Annotated in this window: 20 protein-coding genes; 2 read left to right on the forward strand and 18 right to left on the reverse strand. The window is 40.2% G+C overall.

From position 1 onward, the window contains the following. Nucleotides 1-34: 34 nt before the first annotated feature. From O0550_RS07315 to O0550_RS07325, 3 genes are all read right to left on the reverse strand, one after another. Complete coding sequence (locus tag O0550_RS07315; protein WP_258420459.1) at nucleotides 35-790, reverse strand: OmpA/MotB family protein; 756 nt, start codon at nucleotides 788-790, stop codon at nucleotides 35-37. Further along, nucleotides 780-1,610 carry a motility protein A gene (locus O0550_RS07320; protein ID WP_003334326.1) on the reverse strand — a complete coding sequence of 277 codons (831 nt, stop codon included), beginning with the start codon at nucleotides 1,608-1,610 and terminating at the stop codon, nucleotides 780-782. Before O0550_RS07320 ends, O0550_RS07315 begins: the two co-directional genes overlap by 11 nt. A gap of 161 nt (nucleotides 1,611-1,771) precedes the next feature. Beyond that, nucleotides 1,772-2,890 (reverse strand): DegT/DnrJ/EryC1/StrS family aminotransferase, encoded by a 1,119-nt coding sequence (locus tag O0550_RS07325; protein WP_096886495.1) that lies wholly within the window; start codon nucleotides 2,888-2,890, stop codon nucleotides 1,772-1,774. 139 nt (nucleotides 2,891-3,029) lie between these two features. On the opposite strand from O0550_RS07325, the gene O0550_RS07330 reads away from it, so the two are divergent. Further along, nucleotides 3,030-3,590 carry an acyltransferase gene (locus O0550_RS07330; RefSeq protein WP_096886494.1) on the forward strand — a complete coding sequence of 187 codons (561 nt, stop codon included), beginning with the start codon at nucleotides 3,030-3,032 and terminating at the stop codon, nucleotides 3,588-3,590. An 86-nt stretch (nucleotides 3,591-3,676) separates the two neighbouring features. Here O0550_RS07330 and O0550_RS07335 read toward each other — a convergent pair whose 3' ends face one another. The 14 genes from O0550_RS07335 to O0550_RS07400 form a co-directional block, all read right to left on the reverse strand. Further along, nucleotides 3,677-4,045 carry a flagellar protein FliT gene (locus O0550_RS07335; protein WP_003344519.1) on the reverse strand — a complete coding sequence of 123 codons (369 nt, stop codon included), beginning with the start codon at nucleotides 4,043-4,045 and terminating at the stop codon, nucleotides 3,677-3,679. Beyond that, on the reverse strand, nucleotides 4,045-4,437 hold the full coding sequence (gene fliS, locus O0550_RS07340; RefSeq protein WP_003334320.1) for a flagellar export chaperone FliS: 393 nt from the start codon (nucleotides 4,435-4,437) through the stop codon (nucleotides 4,045-4,047). Before fliS ends, O0550_RS07335 begins: the two co-directional genes overlap by 1 nt. A 28-nt stretch (nucleotides 4,438-4,465) precedes the next feature. Then, nucleotides 4,466-6,088: a flagellar filament capping protein FliD gene (fliD, locus tag O0550_RS07345; RefSeq protein ID WP_258425953.1), complete on the reverse strand. Its 1,623-nt coding sequence runs from the start codon at nucleotides 6,086-6,088 to the stop codon at nucleotides 4,466-4,468. A gap of 12 nt (nucleotides 6,089-6,100) precedes the next feature. Next, nucleotides 6,101-6,457, reverse strand: a complete 357-nt coding sequence (gene flaG, locus O0550_RS07350) for a flagellar protein FlaG (protein ID WP_003334318.1) — start codon at nucleotides 6,455-6,457, stop codon at nucleotides 6,101-6,103. A 239-nt stretch (nucleotides 6,458-6,696) separates the two neighbouring features. Next, complete coding sequence (gene fliB, locus O0550_RS07355) at nucleotides 6,697-7,941, reverse strand: flagellin lysine-N-methylase (RefSeq protein WP_258425954.1); 1,245 nt, start codon at nucleotides 7,939-7,941, stop codon at nucleotides 6,697-6,699. 53 nt (nucleotides 7,942-7,994) lie between these two features. Then, nucleotides 7,995-8,366, reverse strand: a complete 372-nt coding sequence (locus tag O0550_RS07360) for a DUF8042 domain-containing protein (protein WP_258425955.1) — start codon at nucleotides 8,364-8,366, stop codon at nucleotides 7,995-7,997. 200 nt (nucleotides 8,367-8,566) lie between these two features. Then, on the reverse strand, nucleotides 8,567-8,812 hold the full coding sequence (gene csrA, locus O0550_RS07365; protein ID WP_096886491.1) for a carbon storage regulator CsrA: 246 nt from the start codon (nucleotides 8,810-8,812) through the stop codon (nucleotides 8,567-8,569). 9 nt (nucleotides 8,813-8,821) lie between these two features. Further along, nucleotides 8,822-9,241, reverse strand: coding sequence for a flagellar assembly protein FliW (locus tag O0550_RS07370; protein WP_003334314.1), 420 nt, complete (start codon nucleotides 9,239-9,241; stop codon nucleotides 8,822-8,824). A gap of 13 nt (nucleotides 9,242-9,254) precedes the next feature. Then, the gene (locus O0550_RS07375; RefSeq protein WP_003344529.1) at nucleotides 9,255-9,833 is read right to left on the reverse strand and encodes a DUF6470 family protein; all 579 of its coding nucleotides are present in this window, start codon (nucleotides 9,831-9,833) and stop codon (nucleotides 9,255-9,257) included. A 21-nt stretch (nucleotides 9,834-9,854) separates the two neighbouring features. Next, nucleotides 9,855-10,763 (reverse strand): flagellar hook-associated protein FlgL, encoded by a 909-nt coding sequence (gene flgL, locus O0550_RS07380; RefSeq protein ID WP_003334312.1) that lies wholly within the window; start codon nucleotides 10,761-10,763, stop codon nucleotides 9,855-9,857. A 157-nt stretch (nucleotides 10,764-10,920) separates the two neighbouring features. Next, complete coding sequence (gene flgK, locus O0550_RS07385) at nucleotides 10,921-12,402, reverse strand: flagellar hook-associated protein FlgK (protein ID WP_003344533.1); 1,482 nt, start codon at nucleotides 12,400-12,402, stop codon at nucleotides 10,921-10,923. Nucleotides 12,403-12,416: 14 nt separating this feature from the next. Continuing rightward, a complete protein-coding gene (locus tag O0550_RS07390; RefSeq protein ID WP_003344535.1) occupies nucleotides 12,417-12,920 on the reverse strand; it encodes a flagellar protein FlgN in 504 nt (167 codons plus the stop codon). Between the two features lie 18 nt (nucleotides 12,921-12,938). Further along, nucleotides 12,939-13,217, reverse strand: coding sequence for a flagellar biosynthesis anti-sigma factor FlgM (gene flgM, locus O0550_RS07395; protein ID WP_003334308.1), 279 nt, complete (start codon nucleotides 13,215-13,217; stop codon nucleotides 12,939-12,941). A gap of 189 nt (nucleotides 13,218-13,406) precedes the next feature. Next, nucleotides 13,407-13,820 (reverse strand): TIGR03826 family flagellar region protein, encoded by a 414-nt coding sequence (locus O0550_RS07400; RefSeq protein ID WP_003334307.1) that lies wholly within the window; start codon nucleotides 13,818-13,820, stop codon nucleotides 13,407-13,409. Between the two features lie 156 nt (nucleotides 13,821-13,976). On the opposite strand from O0550_RS07400, the gene map reads away from it, so the two are divergent. Further along, entirely contained in the window at nucleotides 13,977-14,726 is a 750-nt protein-coding gene (gene map, locus O0550_RS07405; protein ID WP_003344539.1) for a type I methionyl aminopeptidase, read from the forward strand. 88 nt (nucleotides 14,727-14,814) lie between these two features. Here map and O0550_RS07410 read toward each other — a convergent pair whose 3' ends face one another. After that, complete coding sequence (locus tag O0550_RS07410) at nucleotides 14,815-15,621, reverse strand: ComF family protein (RefSeq protein WP_258425956.1); 807 nt, start codon at nucleotides 15,619-15,621, stop codon at nucleotides 14,815-14,817. Nucleotides 15,622-15,624: the final 3 nt, after the last annotated feature.

Genomic DNA, 15,624 nt, shown 5'->3' on the forward strand with positions numbered 1-15,624 from the left:
TTCATTACTATAAATCGTTATGCTGATCATACCATCATTCTGTCTGCTTGCTTAATACAGTAATTTCCACACGGCGATTTTGTTGGCGATTTTTTTCTGTTGTATTCTCTACAAGAGGCTTCGTTTCTCCAAAGCCTGCGACAATGAATCGTGCTGGAGATAACCCTCGTTCTTGAACAAATTCCTGCATAACGGCCTTTGCACGCGCAAGAGATAGATCCCAGTTAGCGACATACTGGCTTTTTGTAATGGGACTGTCATCTGTGTGCCCCTCAATTCGCACTTGATGAGGAAATTTTTGTAATACATCAGCTAGCCTGTCTATGACTTTTTGACCATCTGGAGCTAAATCGGCTGATCCGCTAGCAAACAACAAATTTTCCGGTAAACGGATCATCACTCCATCGCTTTGCTCTACAAAGGGGATATGGAACTCCTGCAAGGCCTCTCCCACTTTTTCCTTCACTACCTGTATATTCCGCTCTACTGGTTCGTCTTGTTGCCCGGCACCAATCGCCTTGACATCACGCTTTGCAGACAGTTCGCGGATTTCTGCTTCCAATGCTTTCTTTTTCATTTCAGCTACGGCTTGCTCAGCTTTTGCTATTTCGGCCTTTTCCGTCGTTTCAGATGCCTTCTGCTGAAGCTCTTGCTGTTGTTGCTTGACCTGAGCCGAATACATCGCCGCAATGATTATGACAATTATAAACAGCAAGGTAATTAAATCACTGTAGCTTAATAGCCAGCTTTTCTCTAGCTCCTTTTCATCATACAGACGATCATCCTGCATACTCGCTCTGCCTTTCAATAATTCCTTTCATGCTGCCAGGCATTTTTAAGAGTACTAGCTTTTGATCAGCAGGTAAAAAGGAATTTAGTTTTTCAAACAAAATTCGTGGAGTTTCCATACGCTGTAGCCCTACGCATCCTTCCATATAAAGCCGCTTTTCAAACATTTCCTGATCATGAATATCCATTAACCGATAGTAACATGGCAACGCCAACAGATTGGCTAGCAAGGCTCCATACAAGGTAGCTACCACCGCTGTGCTTAGGCTCTGGCCTGTCTGCGTAAAATCAGACAGGGTTTGTAATACTCCTGTCATCCCCAATAACGTCCCAACCAGCCCCATTCCAGGCGCCAGCAGGGCAACCAATCGAAACATTCCGCCCATTTGCTGGTAGCGATGCTGTTCACCCTTACACTCGTTTTCTAAAATCATACGAAGTTCTTGCTCCGATACACCTTCGATCGCCAGCAACGCCCCCCGCTGAACAAATGAATCAGGCTCGTCCATCAATTCTTTTTCCAAGGAAATGTAGCCTTTCTCTTTTAAAACAACCGAGTATTGATAAAAACGCTTGATCGTCTCTTCGATGTTATTTTCTCTGCCGTGGATCAATAATCGAAATAAATGTTTGATTTTAATATGTTTACACTTAATAGCATACGAGATAATGACAGATAGCCCAACTAATTCAATTGCCGCCGGATGTAGCAGTTGACTTACACTTCCATTTAAATAAATGGTATGTATTAAAACCAACACAATAAATAGAACAAGTAATAACGAACGATTTCTTCCCGCAAAAAATGTTTTTACATTCATGTTAGTAACCTCACTTGCCCAAGCATGTATTTCTGAACGAATTCATTATAGCAAATGAATATCTAGAGTTAGATGAAAAAGTAAAAAATATTTCTACTGTCAAAAAAAACAAAGAAAAAAGCGAACCCTTGCTTTTCACCAGCAAGTTTCGCCCCTTTGCCCTATCCTACTTTAGCCATGAAGCTCTGTATTGCATGTACTACCCGCTGTTGTATTTCTAAGGTAATACGCGGCCACATCGGCAAACTTAACGCCTCAGTTGCCATTTGCTCTGTAACAGCTAGCTTAGGCTGTTGTGTTGCTTGGTATACTGGCAGTTGATGCACAGGAGTAGGATAATATAACATTGCACCAATTCCTTGCTGATGCAGATAACGGTGCAATTCATCGCGTAAGCCATGTTTCACCCGTATCGTGTATTGATGATACACATGCTTGGCATATCCTGCTACCTTTGGCGTTACAATGCCTGGTACGTCTTTTAGCATCTGATTGTATTGCTGGGCAGCTTCTCTTCTTGCTTCGTTCCATTGGTTAATATAAGGTAGCTTCACACGTAAAATACAGGCTTGCAATTCATCTAAACGCGAATTGTAACCTGTAAGTTCATTTTGATAAGGTATCAACGAGCCGTGGGTACGTAATTTGCGAGCTATCTCTGCCAGTTCATCGTTATCTGTGGTTAACATGCCTCCATCACCATATGCTCCCAAATTCTTAGTGGGATAAAAGGAAAAACATCCAAAATGCCCAAAGGTTCCTAGCTTCTTGCCACAGTACTCTCCACCAAATGCCTGTGCGGTGTCCTCGATAAGTCCTAACCCGTATTGTTGTGCAATCGTAATCATCGGTTCCATTTTAGCCGCATGTCCATATAGATGAACAGGAATAATTGCTCTTGTCCGCTCGGTAATTTTGGACTCTATATCAGCCGGTTCTACATTGAATGTATCTGGGTTAATCTCAGCAAACACCGGAGTCGCTCCGACTAGCTCAACAGCTTCAGCCGTAGCATAAAAGGTAAAGGAGGGGACGATCACTTCATCTCCTGCTCCAATTCCCAAAGCCCTCAACGCGATAAATAACGCATCCGTACCTGAATTTACCGTGATTGCATGTTTGCATCCCAAATAGTCAGCTACTTCCTTCTCAAACGTTTTTCCCTCGTTACCAAGTACGAAATGGCCCGAACGTAGCACTTCCTGGACAGCACTGTTAATCTCATTCCAGAGCAATTCTACCTCGTCCGTCAAATCAATGATGGGTATCCTCACGTTCATTCCCCCTCGTCTCCGTAATTAAAACCCTCTATTAGTAATACGTTAAGAAGAGGAGCATCGTGCAACATCTGCGTAATTTGTGGAAGGAAAAAAATAATCCTTTTCCAAAAAGGGAAACTGACTGACGAGGGGGCAAATTATGTCTCACCAGACACATGAAAATGTCTTTATTCATCCAACAGCAGAAGTGTCTAAGCAAGCCATGATTGGAGCTGGAACAAAAATCTGGAACAATGCACAAATTCGAGAGCAAAGTACAATCGGGAGCCGATGCATCATTAGTAAGGATGTTTACATCGATCAAGGGGTAAAAATCGGGAATAACGTCAAGATTCAGAATGGTGTTTCTGTCTATCATGGGGTCGAGATTGACGATAATGTATTTCTCGGACCCCATATGACATTTACGAACGATTTGTTCCCACGTGCATGCAATCGCGCTTGGAAAGTGGTACCGACCAAAGTCGAGATAGGAGCATCCATAGGAGCGAACGCCACTATCGTATGTGGAACAACCATCGGTGCCTATTCTATGGTAGGAGCAGGCTCTGTGGTCATCAGGGACGTAGGGGCTCATCAGCTTGTGGTAGGAAGCCCTGCTCGTATGATTGGTCTTGTTTGTTATTGTGGTGAGAGAATTGAATACCACAAGCCTTGTCAGGCTTGCGGTCAACGTATTCCAGCAGATGTGATGCCATAAATTCTTTTTGGCTCACCAAGGGCTTTAGCAAGAAACAAAATGGTCGATTGCTCGACCATTTTTTCGTGTAAAAACTAGCATATATCTTAATTTTTTTTGTCAAAGAAAGCTCCATAGGCAACATGAGTCGTTTCACCAGCGTACTGTTTGTTTGCTACTTTCGCCTTGTTTACCTGATGTAGCTGTTCTTCAATTTTTGCTTGCTGCTGCTTCATCAGAGAAAGGATTTCTTGATCAAGCTGATAGCTTTTCTGCAATAATTCCTTTTCCTGTGCTTGTAGGTCTATGCCTAGTGCTTGCAGTTTACCTAGGTGCGTAATTTGCTCTTCTCGCTGTTCAAGGACGGAGTTCCACTCATCGGGATTCGGCTCTTCATCATGCTTCAGGATTTCCATTAGTTTTTCAGTAAGGATAAGGATATTGCTCGCTACATCCATCGCAGAAACATGTGTCATTATATCTGATTTCCTTCTGGCTGCCTTCTGGCAATCAGTATTGCCTGTTTCCATGTATCGCGGAATTGCACAAAAAACTCTTCTACTTCCGTGATAATGGCGCCGTCCTTTTTCAAATTCGCTTCAATTGTACGATTATACATATAATCATACATCAGCATAAACTGCTCAGAAATTGCTACGTTTTGATCTAACGTAACCATTAATTCTCGGATAATATCCTGTACCTTAATAATGCTCTGATGAGCTTTTTGAACGTCCTGTTTCTCCAAAGCTATCTTTGCTTCTTTACTAAAACGGATGCCTCCATTGTACAGCATTAACGTAAGCTCGCCTGGCGAGGCTGTTTTCACTTGGTTCTGTTGATAGATTTGTGCAGCCGTCTGATTCATGCATTCCCCTCCTTATTCCTCAAAACCATTACGCACCGAATTTAGATAACAGGTTGGAGCCTTGAGCATTTAGCTTATTAATCGCTTGCTCCATGGCCGAGTATTTTTTCCACAGACTTGTTTCTTTATCTTTTAGTTTCTTCTCCCAAGCATTAATGCGAGTGTTGATATCTCGGATATCCTTTGAAATTAGGCTATTATCACTGGTTGTACCTGTCCGACCCGCTTTTTCCCCAATTTTTTTCATAGCAGCATTCGTCTGACTATAAATACGTTGAGCAAGACCTTGGGATTTGAATGAATCAGATCCTGAAGTAATCCCGCTACCATTTGTGAAGAGAGCAATTACTCTTTCCTGATCATTTGACAAGGCATCTTTAAGCTTTTCTTCATCAAGGTATATCTTACCGTTTTCCATGTAATCAAACTTACTGCCCAGACCATCGGATTTCTTTGGACCGATTCCAATGCTAGCAAGTGTATTTTTTGGCGGTTCTACTCCTTCTACAGGAGTATTGAACGAGCTACGCATCTGTGTGAGCACATCAGATAAAATACTGTCACTTTTTAACAGACCGCTCTTCGCTTTCTCTTCCCATTTATCGATTTGTTTTTCTTTCATTGCTTCTTTTTCTTCATCAATAAGCGGGTAGAAATCGCGGTACACTTTTTCTGTCATCTTTTTATTAAATTGATCGACTACCTTGTTGTAGGTATCGACGAACTCTTTGATAGCAGTCATAACTGGCTCCGTATCTTTGGCTGTAGTAATGACTACTTTTTTATCACCGACACCGATATTATCTTTAAAAGTAAAGCTCATACCATCAAAATCAAGTGTGTTTTTGGAATCTAAAGCAAATTCAACACCATTTACAGTAGCTTTTCCGGCTTGTTTTACGATGCCTTTAAAATCTTGTGCACCTGTAAAGCCTGTCTTCGTATAATTTGATTCAGGTGTTCCTGTAGAATCAACTTTAGTAAAGTTTTGTTTTATCTCACCCTCAGTAATATTAAGCTTATTACCTCCACCGCTAGTTGTAATTTTAATAGCAGATTCCTGAGCAGTATTTTCCTCAGTTGGAGGTACCTGAGATGTGAAAACGATAGATTTGTCCGTATTAGAATAAAAAGCCTTAACGCCGGTCTTACTGGACTCACTATTAATTTTATTTAAAACCGACTCAATTGTGTCTTTTTCACCTACTGAAATGGTGACTTCGTCTGAGCCATCAGTACCCTTCAGTGTAAAATCAAAGGAACTATTTATTTCAGTATTACTATCCTTGATATCATCGCTAACCTTAAACTTCACGGAAACACCAGTACCCGGTTTCGCAAGCTGAACATTAGATACATCGTACTGCGTTGTAGAATTCTTCTTTGTAATACTTGCTGTTACTTTAGCGTCATCGGAAGAAGATACTTTTTGCTTTGTAAAATCTGAAGTCAGACGCAATTTACTTATTTTATTATTTAGCTCTAGCAATAATGCATTTTGCTCGCGATAGCTGTCGCGCGTCCATTCTTCTTTTTGACGCTTACGAAGCAATTTCTCCATTGGAGATCGTTCTGCTTTCATTAATTTTTGAATCATTGTTTCAGTATCAAGACCTGAAGCTAAACCAGATATTCTCATTGGACCTGCCATTTTGAACCCCTCCTAAATTTTTCGATCAACCATAATTCCAATTAGTTCGTACATTTGGGCAACTGTATCCATCATCTTTTTAGACGGGATCTCTCTGACCACTTCATCAGTCTGATTGTCAATCACCTGTACATAGTACTCACCTAATTTTTCATGTAGATTGAATTTTAAATGCGTTTCTTTTGCTTGCATAAATTTATTTAAAGCTGATATTTCCTTCTGTAATTCTTTTTGAAAAGCATCCTTATGCTCAATAGCTTGCACCACGTCTTTTTCTGTTGAAGGCTTCGGTTTTATAGTAGCATCTAATGGTGGCTTGGTTAGCTCTTGAGGATTCGAACCTGCATTTCCATTTTGACGAATTTCCACAGTAATCCCTCCGTCATCTTCATCTTCTATCTAAAGTATCGGCATATTGCTGGTAGAAATTGAGTGGTAGCGCTCTTTTCCTCATTAAAATAAAAAAAGAGACCCCATCAAATGAGAGGGCCCCTTTCGTTCAGGTAGGTATGGTCGTTAAAATAATAACGAACAGCCATATAGCAGGCCTGACTGGTTCCTATTATTTGGATAGAGCTACAGCTCTGTATGACTTTTGACTCTGTGTTTTAATTTTTGATTAAAATGGACATATATCCCATTGTCGTGAACCCATTTTCCTCCAACAAGCCTTTCATTTTCGTTAAATAGGACTGATTATGCTCGACAGCTCGTCCAAATGATTGAATAAGCTTCATAACATGGTCTGTAGAAAACGCTGTTTTATGGTGTCTAGCCATTCCGATTAATTGCAATTTAATCAATGCATAACGAATAACGAGCATAACATATTCTTCAAAAATATCCTTATCAAGAGCAGTTGGGAAGAGCTTGGAAAACACATGATTTACCAAGTAATTTTCTAGAATATACTCATGATTCTTCATGAATGGTTGGTAATAGTTTTCATAAGCGTCTATATATCTAGAAAGGGTGCCTTCCTCTTCCATACCCTCGAAATGCTCAAGTCCCAACAAGCACTCTGTATAACACTCTATATAACGGCCATGAACTCCACCTTCGATGAAACGTTGATCCGTCAACTTTTTTAACAACTTCATCTGAATGGTATGGTTAACAGGCACATCGGCAAACATTTGATCAATGGTACCGCTTTGCAGCATATTGGTATAGGAACCTATAAGCTGTAAAACTTGATCTACCTCAGAATTGTTCACATATTCTTGAACCTTTTGAAAGAATAACCCCAAAAATAGTAAGCGATCCTCAAACTTATATTGTCGGTACTGCAAGACTTGAATCGTAAAAATTCGCAGTTCCCAGAAATATTTTTGGAGTTTTTTCCCTTTTATATGCTTAGAGGTATCGATATGGCCAGCGAAGTGCAAACCTACCTCAACACTCTCTAATTGCTCTTGAAATCCAATTCCTTCTGGGTTAAGAAGTGCTAATCTCGCTATTTCTGGGCAGGAGATGGTTGCTGCTCGCTCAACAACATCATTCACATTGTTCCAGGTGCGAGGGTAGGTTTTACAGGTATTACAGAGATAATCTTCCCCTTTTTTTAGTTGGATACTACATAATTTCTGTTCGTTCAGAAACACACAGCTATTTGAAGAATCCATCATAATTTTGGCATAATTACCAGTTGAGGCCTTAGAGCGAACTCGTTTTATATTCCGATCTATAATTGGTGACAATTCTTCATCTTTCAAACGTTTATATTTCTTATACGTATCCTGATCAACCGTGACCTTCCATCCAGCACAACAAGTATCCTCGCACTCTGTACCGATGCATTGGAAAGATAGCATATACTCCGGCACAAGCGTTTTCTTAGTTGTTGTCGACATTTGCAGATTCCCCCATATTCCTTACTGTTTATCAAATTTTGTTGAAGACATACTTATGAGAGTACGTGAGGGACTACATGATGTGTCATTTCCTCCTGCCACTCTTTTTGTAATGGGATCATTTGGGACGATAATATTTGAATTGCTAGCACCTGATCCGATTGTTCAAAAGCACCTACCAACTTCTCTAGTATTTCAGTTCTGAATTTTGTTAATTCTTCCAGACGGTTGTCTTTTAGCAAAAAAGGCGAAATCATCCCTGTTGACTTTTCTAATTGATTGCATGCATCAGCGATATCTGCCATTAAATAGGCCATTTCATGGATCTGATTCTGATGCAAACGCTCATGTAGTAATTCGATTGCCTCTCCACAAGTCGTTGACAGTCCAATCATTCCTCGCATAACACCCCAATATTTTTCCATGGTATTCAAATATTTCCTTTCCAAGACAATAGATCATTGATAGCTCAGCTCAGTAAATTTCTAATCGCATGTAACATTAGATTACTAACTTCTCATACTACATATATCGGTAATTCGTTATACCTTTCATAGCTTTTTTAACAAAACTATTTATTTACAAATGAAGGAAACTAAAAAAGACCAAAAAAAAAACTTGAAGCTTATTCATCTTCAAGTTTTTTTTCAGTTCCTAACCATTGGGCTAGTTGGACCCAATCTACTTTTGTTTGTACAGCTAATTGATTCTCTTCCTGAATGGCTACATATATTTCTTTTCGATGAACGTTAATATCGCGTGGAGCCGATATGCCGATACGGACAAAGTCTTTCTCAACTGCAATCACTTTTATCTCTATCTGATCGCCAATCATGATGGACTCATTTTTTTTACGCGCTAATACCAACATAGTTATCACCTACTTTGTCACTGGCTTCTCTTTTTGTAAAAGGAGGGGCTGCCGCAAATTGTAATGATCTCCTTGCAGAATAAATTGTGTAGCTTTTCTGTTTTCCACATTAATGACAAGAGGTGATTTTAAATTAACTGTGATTTGGTCTTTTCCTCGTATTGTCATGACTGACAAAATCACCACCTGAGATTCTTCCGTAATCTCCAAGGCTTCTCTCACTGAACGAGGTAGATCAAATTCATAATCCTTAAAGAAAAGAAACGGATCTACCACCCAAAAACTAATCCCCTGTTCTTCCAATGACTGAAGAGACAAAAAAGGCATTTCTGGATTTTCTTGCACTAATTGATACTCATGCAAATTAGAAAAACCAATCATACCCTCTACAATATAAAGTTTTCCCATTTTTTCCTGTTGATACATCATCAGACAACACCTCTTATCTAGCTACGTCCACATTTAAACCTACGACTTCGATATCCAGCCGATTCCACTGTTTTACATACGCCTCTACCTTGGCAGGCGTATATTTGTGAACAGGTGGGTTGACGGTTGTCTCAATTTTTGCCCCTCTTGGTGTAAATTTAATCTCTACGGGCTTGGCTTCATAACGCATTTCAATACCATCACCAATAAGAGAACCCGCAGCTACGACTCCTTCACCCGAAAACATGATGCTTTTTTCAAAAGCGATCTCAGCGATGGCGTTACCTCCACGTTCAAAAGCACGCAGTTGATCTCCTTCAACTCCGGCTTGCTCAATCGCTTCCATTACTTTGTTATAGCCATACTCGGCATTATCACTAGACCGCCGTAACGGGCCTCTCATATCGATATTTTCACGTGCTTCATTGGAATCAATCTGCAATTCCCCTTGAGGCTGGCGAATTTCCAGAATAGCCGCTTCCTGTTTTATTTCCATGCTTGCTCTTGGCTGCTCAATCTCTTGCTTCCCATGCGGACTTTGCAAGTTTAGCAAGAGAGGAGTAGATCTCATAGATAAAGAAGCTAGTTGCATTCTACTACTCCCCTTCCGCCTTTATCTTAGAAAATCAAGTAACGATGGTTGAATAATTCGTGCGCCTGCCCCTAAAGCAGCTCGGTGTACATTTTCTTGCATTTTTAAGTTCGTAATAACTTCTGCCTCATCTGCATCTTCATTACTAGACATCATGGAAATAATGCTGACACTATCAGCATCAAGTCGATCAGTCATTAATTCTAAACGATTAGAACGCGCTCCTAAAGCAGCACGCTCTAACAGCAAGTTATTAATGTGATTGTCCATTCTTTCTAAATAATCCGCTGCGGAATTCCCTGCGTTTAGATCTCCTACGATGTCTTCTAAGGTTTTAAAAATATTTTCACCTGCTGGCGAATCAAAAATGTTTTTCCCACTAATGTTTACTTGGAAAAATACCCCTTGACTCATTTCCATTTCTACTTTGCCTTCGTTGGATGTAAAAACGAACTCGTCTTTACCAGTACCAGGTTGTTTTTTAATTTCAAACGGTGGCTTATTATTATTGTCGCCTCCGTAAATATACTTCCCATTCACGGTCTGGTTAGCCAAATCACCCAAATGTTTTTTTAATTCTTCAATCTCAGCAGCAATACTCTGTGTTTCTTCTTTTGAATACGTACCATTACCTGAACCAGTTAATAGATCACGAACCCGACCAAATACTTTTCCAACCTCGTCCATAGATGTATCATAGGATTCCATCCATGTTTTGGCTTGTCCAGCATTGCGCAGAAATTGCTCATTTTCCACTAGAGAAGTTCGATAATACATCCCTCTAGCAGCAACGATTGGGTCATCAGACGGACGGGACACTAGTTTCCCTGTAGAAAGTTGCTGATAAGATTTACTCATCTGGCTCATAGAGTTATTAATATTGCGTACCATGGTGTTATTCATCATATTCTGTGTGATACGTATCGCCATTTGGTTTGCCTCCTTGTACATGTCTATCTCAATTTTTATTTATTGAGTAATGCTCCCGTGAGTTAGAAACACAAGTTATTCCCTTTCATCTCTTCCTGTTGTACAAAATACCGTTTTAAAAAAAGCGTCGCAACATACGACGCTCTTCTCAAGTAACCTACAAACCTACACGCCCCATACCATTAATGATTTTGTCTAAGATCTCATCCATGCTGGTCATTACACGAGCCGCTGCGCCATATGCCTTCTGAAACTTGATAAGGTTCGTCATTTCTTCATCGGTATCAACTCCTGATACAGACTCACGGTTCATAAGAATCATGTCTGAAGACGTTTCTGCATTTTTAAAATTACGGATTGCTTCCTGACCATCTACACCCAATTGAGCGATCGTGTGGCGATAAAAGTCGTCAATGGTTGAGGATTGCGGAAAATCATTCGGATTGTTGCCTGTTCCCGCGGGAATTAGTTTATTTTTAATTTTGGAGATCTCCAGAGCATTTTGGTTATTTCCATCATTAACTTTCCCTGTTTCATCAGCTCTAGCTGCTGCAATTTTATCTAAGCTTTTTAAAATCTCAGGATTTACTTTAATATTTGCTGCACTTGTCGGATTGTCTTTTCCCCCGTCAATAACAAAGAAATTAAGACCTTCCTGAGTACCATTTTTAATATCATCAAGGTTGTAGCCCGTTTTATGAACTTCATTTATCTCACGAGCTAAATTAACAGCGAGAGAATTCACCTTTTGTAGCATATTAGCCGTAGTTTCATCTCTTCCTTCAATTGCTGCTGACAATGTTCCCGTTCCCTTAAGCGGTTTAAACTCTCCTCCACCCAAGGTAACATCAAATTTTCCTGTTGCGGTGTTTTTTGTGGCTTTCACTTCAACAGAAGTAGCATTGTTCACAAGTGGTTGTCCACCTATGGTAATATTGACCATGCCACGTTCTGTTGGCGTAACCTTAACCTCAGCCATCGCAGAAAGCTTATCAATGAGAACATCGCGTTGGTCATATAAATCATTCGGCTGGTAACCATGTGGTACAACATCACCAATTTGTTTATTAATGGACGCGATTTGCTTAGCAATAGAATCAATAGAGTTGGCTTGTACGGCTACCTCATTATTTAAATCATCTTGTAGTTGTGTAAGGCGGTTGTGCATATGATTAAATGTGTCGGCTACTGCCACCGCTCGTTCCCGTAAAACAGAACGTACAGATTGGTTCCTTGGGTCTCCGGATAAATCCTCCCACCCTTTCCACATTTGATCCATAACCTTCTGTAAGCCATTTTCGGACGGTTCATTCATAATATCCTCTATGTTACTAATCGTTTTAACCATGTCATTCCAATAGCCTGTATTTTTAGCCGCAGCCCGATATTGACCATCTATGTAATCTTCCCGAATGCGTTGAATATCTGTTGCATACACCCCGGTACCAAGTAAACCCGGTGCACGGTCTGCATTCATTCCAGGTCCCGGGATTGGAGTCGCAGCAGCCATATTAACGCGCTGACGAGTATATCCAATGGTATTGGCATTTGCAACGTTGTGTCCTGTTACGTTTAAAGCAGCCTGTTGTGCAAACAATGCTCTCTTACTTACTTCAAGTAGATGGAAGGTTGATCTCATATGGACACTCCTTTCTATGCCTTGTGGTTAAAAATAGAACGATTCATTGACGAGTGTAACTGTTGATTCACTGGGTTTTTATAAATAAAGTCCTCTTCCGGTCGATCAGTGAACAAGTCAAGGCTCATATTGACAAAGTCAAGGGAGTACTCCAATAACTGCTGATTTTGCTCGTTCTCTTCCTTCAATTTTCCAATGACTCTGAGTAATTCTTCCCGACGCTGAGCTAACTGATTTTTCATCTCTACATCCGTACACAATCTAATAACATCTTGTAGGGTTCCATCCGTAACAGCTACACCCTTTTCATTAAAGATCGTGTTGGTCATATCTTTACGCAATAGCTCAGTTCTCTGAACAGCCTTTAACAACTGTTGCTCTTTTTTGACAAGGTCAGTTAATTGTTGCATATCGTTTTTTACCAAAACTTCTCGCTTCTCCATCGCTAGTGTATATAGCGCTTGGTGAAGCTCCGTCAAATTATCCAACACGGCAAAGAGTTCGTTTACATGCGCCATGAGCTCCCTGTCGCTCCTCTACGATTTTTTCCAAAAAGCAATGAATTTCTCAGCGATTTGATCGCTAGGCACTTGATATGTACCGTTTTCAACCTTGCTTTTTAGTTCAGAAATTTTAGCTAGACGAGCTGAGTCCATTTCTTGTTCTTCCCCTAGCTTGAGAAGTTCCATTCCCTCAGTAGAAATTGAAACTTCATCTTTTCCCCATTTATGCTTTAATTGGCTATTCTGCTGCACCTTATTAGCCTTATTATAGGCTTGTATCATTCCTGTGCGGTTGGTTTCATTAATACGCATATTATCACCTCGATCATTGAGACTTGCGCTAGAAAGAACTTACGGCTCCCCCCATATTTAAGAAGCGGACCGCATGTTCTTAGCTACAGGATAGAAAATCACCGTTTGCTTGCTCTAGTAGTAACATCGGCTTTTCTTATGAAAACGATTAATGTTTCTAATCATCCAAAATCGTTTGGTTGGATAGTCCTATTCTTTTCTAAACTTATAGACCTGATTTGTTTTTCGCTCATCATCCGTAAGACGACGTTCAACGTCAATTTGTTGTGTAATTTCACGTTGTAGCTTACCTGAGCAATTTGTACACATAGCCCCTGATTGAATAATTTCCCCACAGCTTTCACATGGGTATCCAAGGTTCGGGTTGCTTTGAACTGAAATCCGTCCTTCACGAATAAATCGAGTAATCTCTTTCACCTCGACACCCGTACCTTCGCTCAATTGATAAATGGTAGCACCGCGATTTTCCCTTTTTCTCAGGAAGCTAGCACATAATTCGTATTGCTTCTCTTGCTCTTTATAGCATGATGGACATACATCTCTTATTCCTTTCACAAACAGCACATCACATATTGGACAGTTTGCTAGTTGTCCTAATCCCATAATTTATTCCTCCCTAATTCACTTTGTTTTTGGCATGAAAAATATATGTTATCATTACTTATACTTATGTTTATTGCTTGAATTCAGCGCCGTGTACAGTTTTTCTAGTCGACTGAATAAACTTTAGGCAAATATCAAGTACATGGAGGTCTTACCATGATCGTTATTAAAACCAAGGAAGAAATTGAACTCATGCGTCAGGCTGGCATCATTTTGGCTAGTATCCACCAAAAAATTGCTACCATGATTCAACCAGGTATTACGACTTGGGAAATTGATCAATTCGTAGAACGTTACCTAAAAGAACATGGTGCCAAACCTGAGCAAAAAGGCTATCATGGCTATCCTTATGCCACATGCGCATCAATTAACGATGTCATTTGCCATGGATTCCCTTCTAAAAAGGAATTAAAAAATGGTGACATCGTAACGATTGACATGGTTGTTAATCTTAACGGATGGTTGGCCGACTCTGCTTGGTCATATGGAGTAGGACAAATCTCAGAGGAAGCTGATCGTCTATTGACTACCACCAAAGAGGCTCTGTATCTAGGGATTGAGCAAGCAGTTGTTGGCAATCGTATCGGCGATATCTCCCATGCTATTCAAACATTCGCCGAAGAGCGCGGATACTCAGTCGTCCGCGATTTTACCGGCCATGGAATTGGCCAAAAAATGCATGAAGATCCATATGTTCCACACTTTGGGCCTGCTGGTAAAGGAGTTCGCTTGAAGGAAGGCATGGTTCTCACCATTGAGCCCATGCTGAATGTAGGAACTTATCATGCAGTCGTAGATGAAGAAGATGGGTGGACAGCACGTACGCGTGACGGAAAATTATCAGCTCAGTACGAACACACTCTTGCTATTACGGCAGATGGGCCACAAATCCTAACTCAATTATAAGTCTTCTGTACCAGAAAAACATAATTACCTATTATTTTCATCGGCAAATTTGCATTAATAGATTTGCCGTTTTTCTTTTTTCCATAATTTAACGAGCCAATGTGAGACTACAGACGGATAACTGAAGATTTTGTTTTTTCGCATAGTACGAAAGTACCTTAGCACATGCTTCAATTGTTGCCCCTGTTGTAAAAATATCATCTACTATCAGTACTCGCCAACTGGTTTTTTTTGGCCAAATAGAAAATGGCTGAAAACAATGAGATGTAGTATGCAGGCTCGGATGAATCACGAATGCATCCTGCATACTTTCAAAACGTGCTGCCCGTCCTTTTTGCTTACTTTGCTTTTCGGTTTCCTTTTGACGCTCCCATAGCGGGACACAAGGAATTTTCTGATGATACCCCACATATTCGGCTAGCTTCTGCGCTTGATTAAATCCCCGTTCTTGTAACCGAATCGTGTGCATTGGAACGTAACTTATAAGATCAATCCTTCTCCTCAGACCATAATGAAACCGATAACCTAATAATATCAAAGTTGCACAGATAGAATACAATCGCTCATCGCCCTGATACTTCCACTGTTTTATTACGTCTTTCGCCCATTCATTATACTGGATTACGCTTCGATTTCCTTTCAGCCCTTCCCTATGTCGACTACAATCTCGGCATAGCTCTGGTTGTCCTGCACATGCTCTACCACACATTTTACAGATATGCTTCAGCAAAAGTATAGCATTTGAAACACATTTCTCACATAAAAGTAGCTGCATTAGCTGATAGAAGCACCTTGGATAAAAGAAAGCAGGCACATTCTTTGATAGATGATGAATTACTTGTCTTGTTTTTGTAGCATTTTGAATCGGATTTTTACAGACCAAACAATATTTCATAAT

The organism is Brevibacillus halotolerans, assembly GCF_026891775.1.
GTDB lineage: Bacteria > Bacillota > Bacilli > Brevibacillales > Brevibacillaceae > Brevibacillus_B > Brevibacillus_B halotolerans.

Excerpts from the sequence above, each read along its gene's own strand:
- O0550_RS07315 (WP_258420459.1), bottom strand. The coding sequence starts at position 790 with ATGCAGGATGATCGTCTGTATGATGAAAAGGAGCTAGAGAAAAGCTGG.
- O0550_RS07320 (WP_003334326.1), bottom strand. The coding sequence starts at position 1,610 with ATGAATGTAAAAACATTTTTTGCGGGAAGAAATCGTTCGTTATTACTT.
- O0550_RS07325 (WP_096886495.1), bottom strand. The coding sequence starts at position 2,890 with ATGAACGTGAGGATACCCATCATTGATTTGACGGACGAGGTAGAATTG.
- O0550_RS07330 (WP_096886494.1), top strand. The coding sequence starts at position 3,030 with ATGTCTCACCAGACACATGAAAATGTCTTTATTCATCCAACAGCAGAA.
- O0550_RS07335 (WP_003344519.1), bottom strand. The coding sequence starts at position 4,045 with ATGACACATGTTTCTGCGATGGATGTAGCGAGCAATATCCTTATCCTT.
- fliS (WP_003334320.1), bottom strand. The coding sequence starts at position 4,437 with ATGAATCAGACGGCTGCACAAATCTATCAACAGAACCAAGTGAAAACA.
- fliD (WP_258425953.1), bottom strand. The coding sequence starts at position 6,088 with ATGGCAGGTCCAATGAGAATATCTGGTTTAGCTTCAGGTCTTGATACT.
- fliB (WP_258425954.1), bottom strand. The coding sequence starts at position 7,941 with ATGTCGACAACAACTAAGAAAACGCTTGTGCCGGAGTATATGCTATCT.
- O0550_RS07360 (WP_258425955.1), bottom strand. The coding sequence starts at position 8,366 with ATGGAAAAATATTGGGGTGTTATGCGAGGAATGATTGGACTGTCAACG.
- csrA (WP_096886491.1), bottom strand. The coding sequence starts at position 8,812 with ATGTTGGTATTAGCGCGTAAAAAAAATGAGTCCATCATGATTGGCGAT.
- O0550_RS07370 (WP_003334314.1), bottom strand. The coding sequence starts at position 9,241 with ATGATGTATCAACAGGAAAAAATGGGAAAACTTTATATTGTAGAGGGT.
- O0550_RS07375 (WP_003344529.1), bottom strand. The coding sequence starts at position 9,833 with ATGCAACTAGCTTCTTTATCTATGAGATCTACTCCTCTCTTGCTAAAC.
- flgL (WP_003334312.1), bottom strand. The coding sequence starts at position 10,763 with ATGGCGATACGTATCACACAGAATATGATGAATAACACCATGGTACGC.
- flgK (WP_003344533.1), bottom strand. The coding sequence starts at position 12,402 with ATGAGATCAACCTTCCATCTACTTGAAGTAAGTAAGAGAGCATTGTTT.
- O0550_RS07390 (WP_003344535.1), bottom strand. The coding sequence starts at position 12,920 with ATGGCGCATGTAAACGAACTCTTTGCCGTGTTGGATAATTTGACGGAG.
- flgM (WP_003334308.1), bottom strand. The coding sequence starts at position 13,217 with ATGCGTATTAATGAAACCAACCGCACAGGAATGATACAAGCCTATAAT.
- O0550_RS07400 (WP_003334307.1), bottom strand. The coding sequence starts at position 13,820 with ATGGGATTAGGACAACTAGCAAACTGTCCAATATGTGATGTGCTGTTT.
- map (WP_003344539.1), top strand. The coding sequence starts at position 13,977 with ATGATCGTTATTAAAACCAAGGAAGAAATTGAACTCATGCGTCAGGCT.
- O0550_RS07410 (WP_258425956.1), bottom strand. The coding sequence starts at position 15,621 with ATGAAATATTGTTTGGTCTGTAAAAATCCGATTCAAAATGCTACAAAA.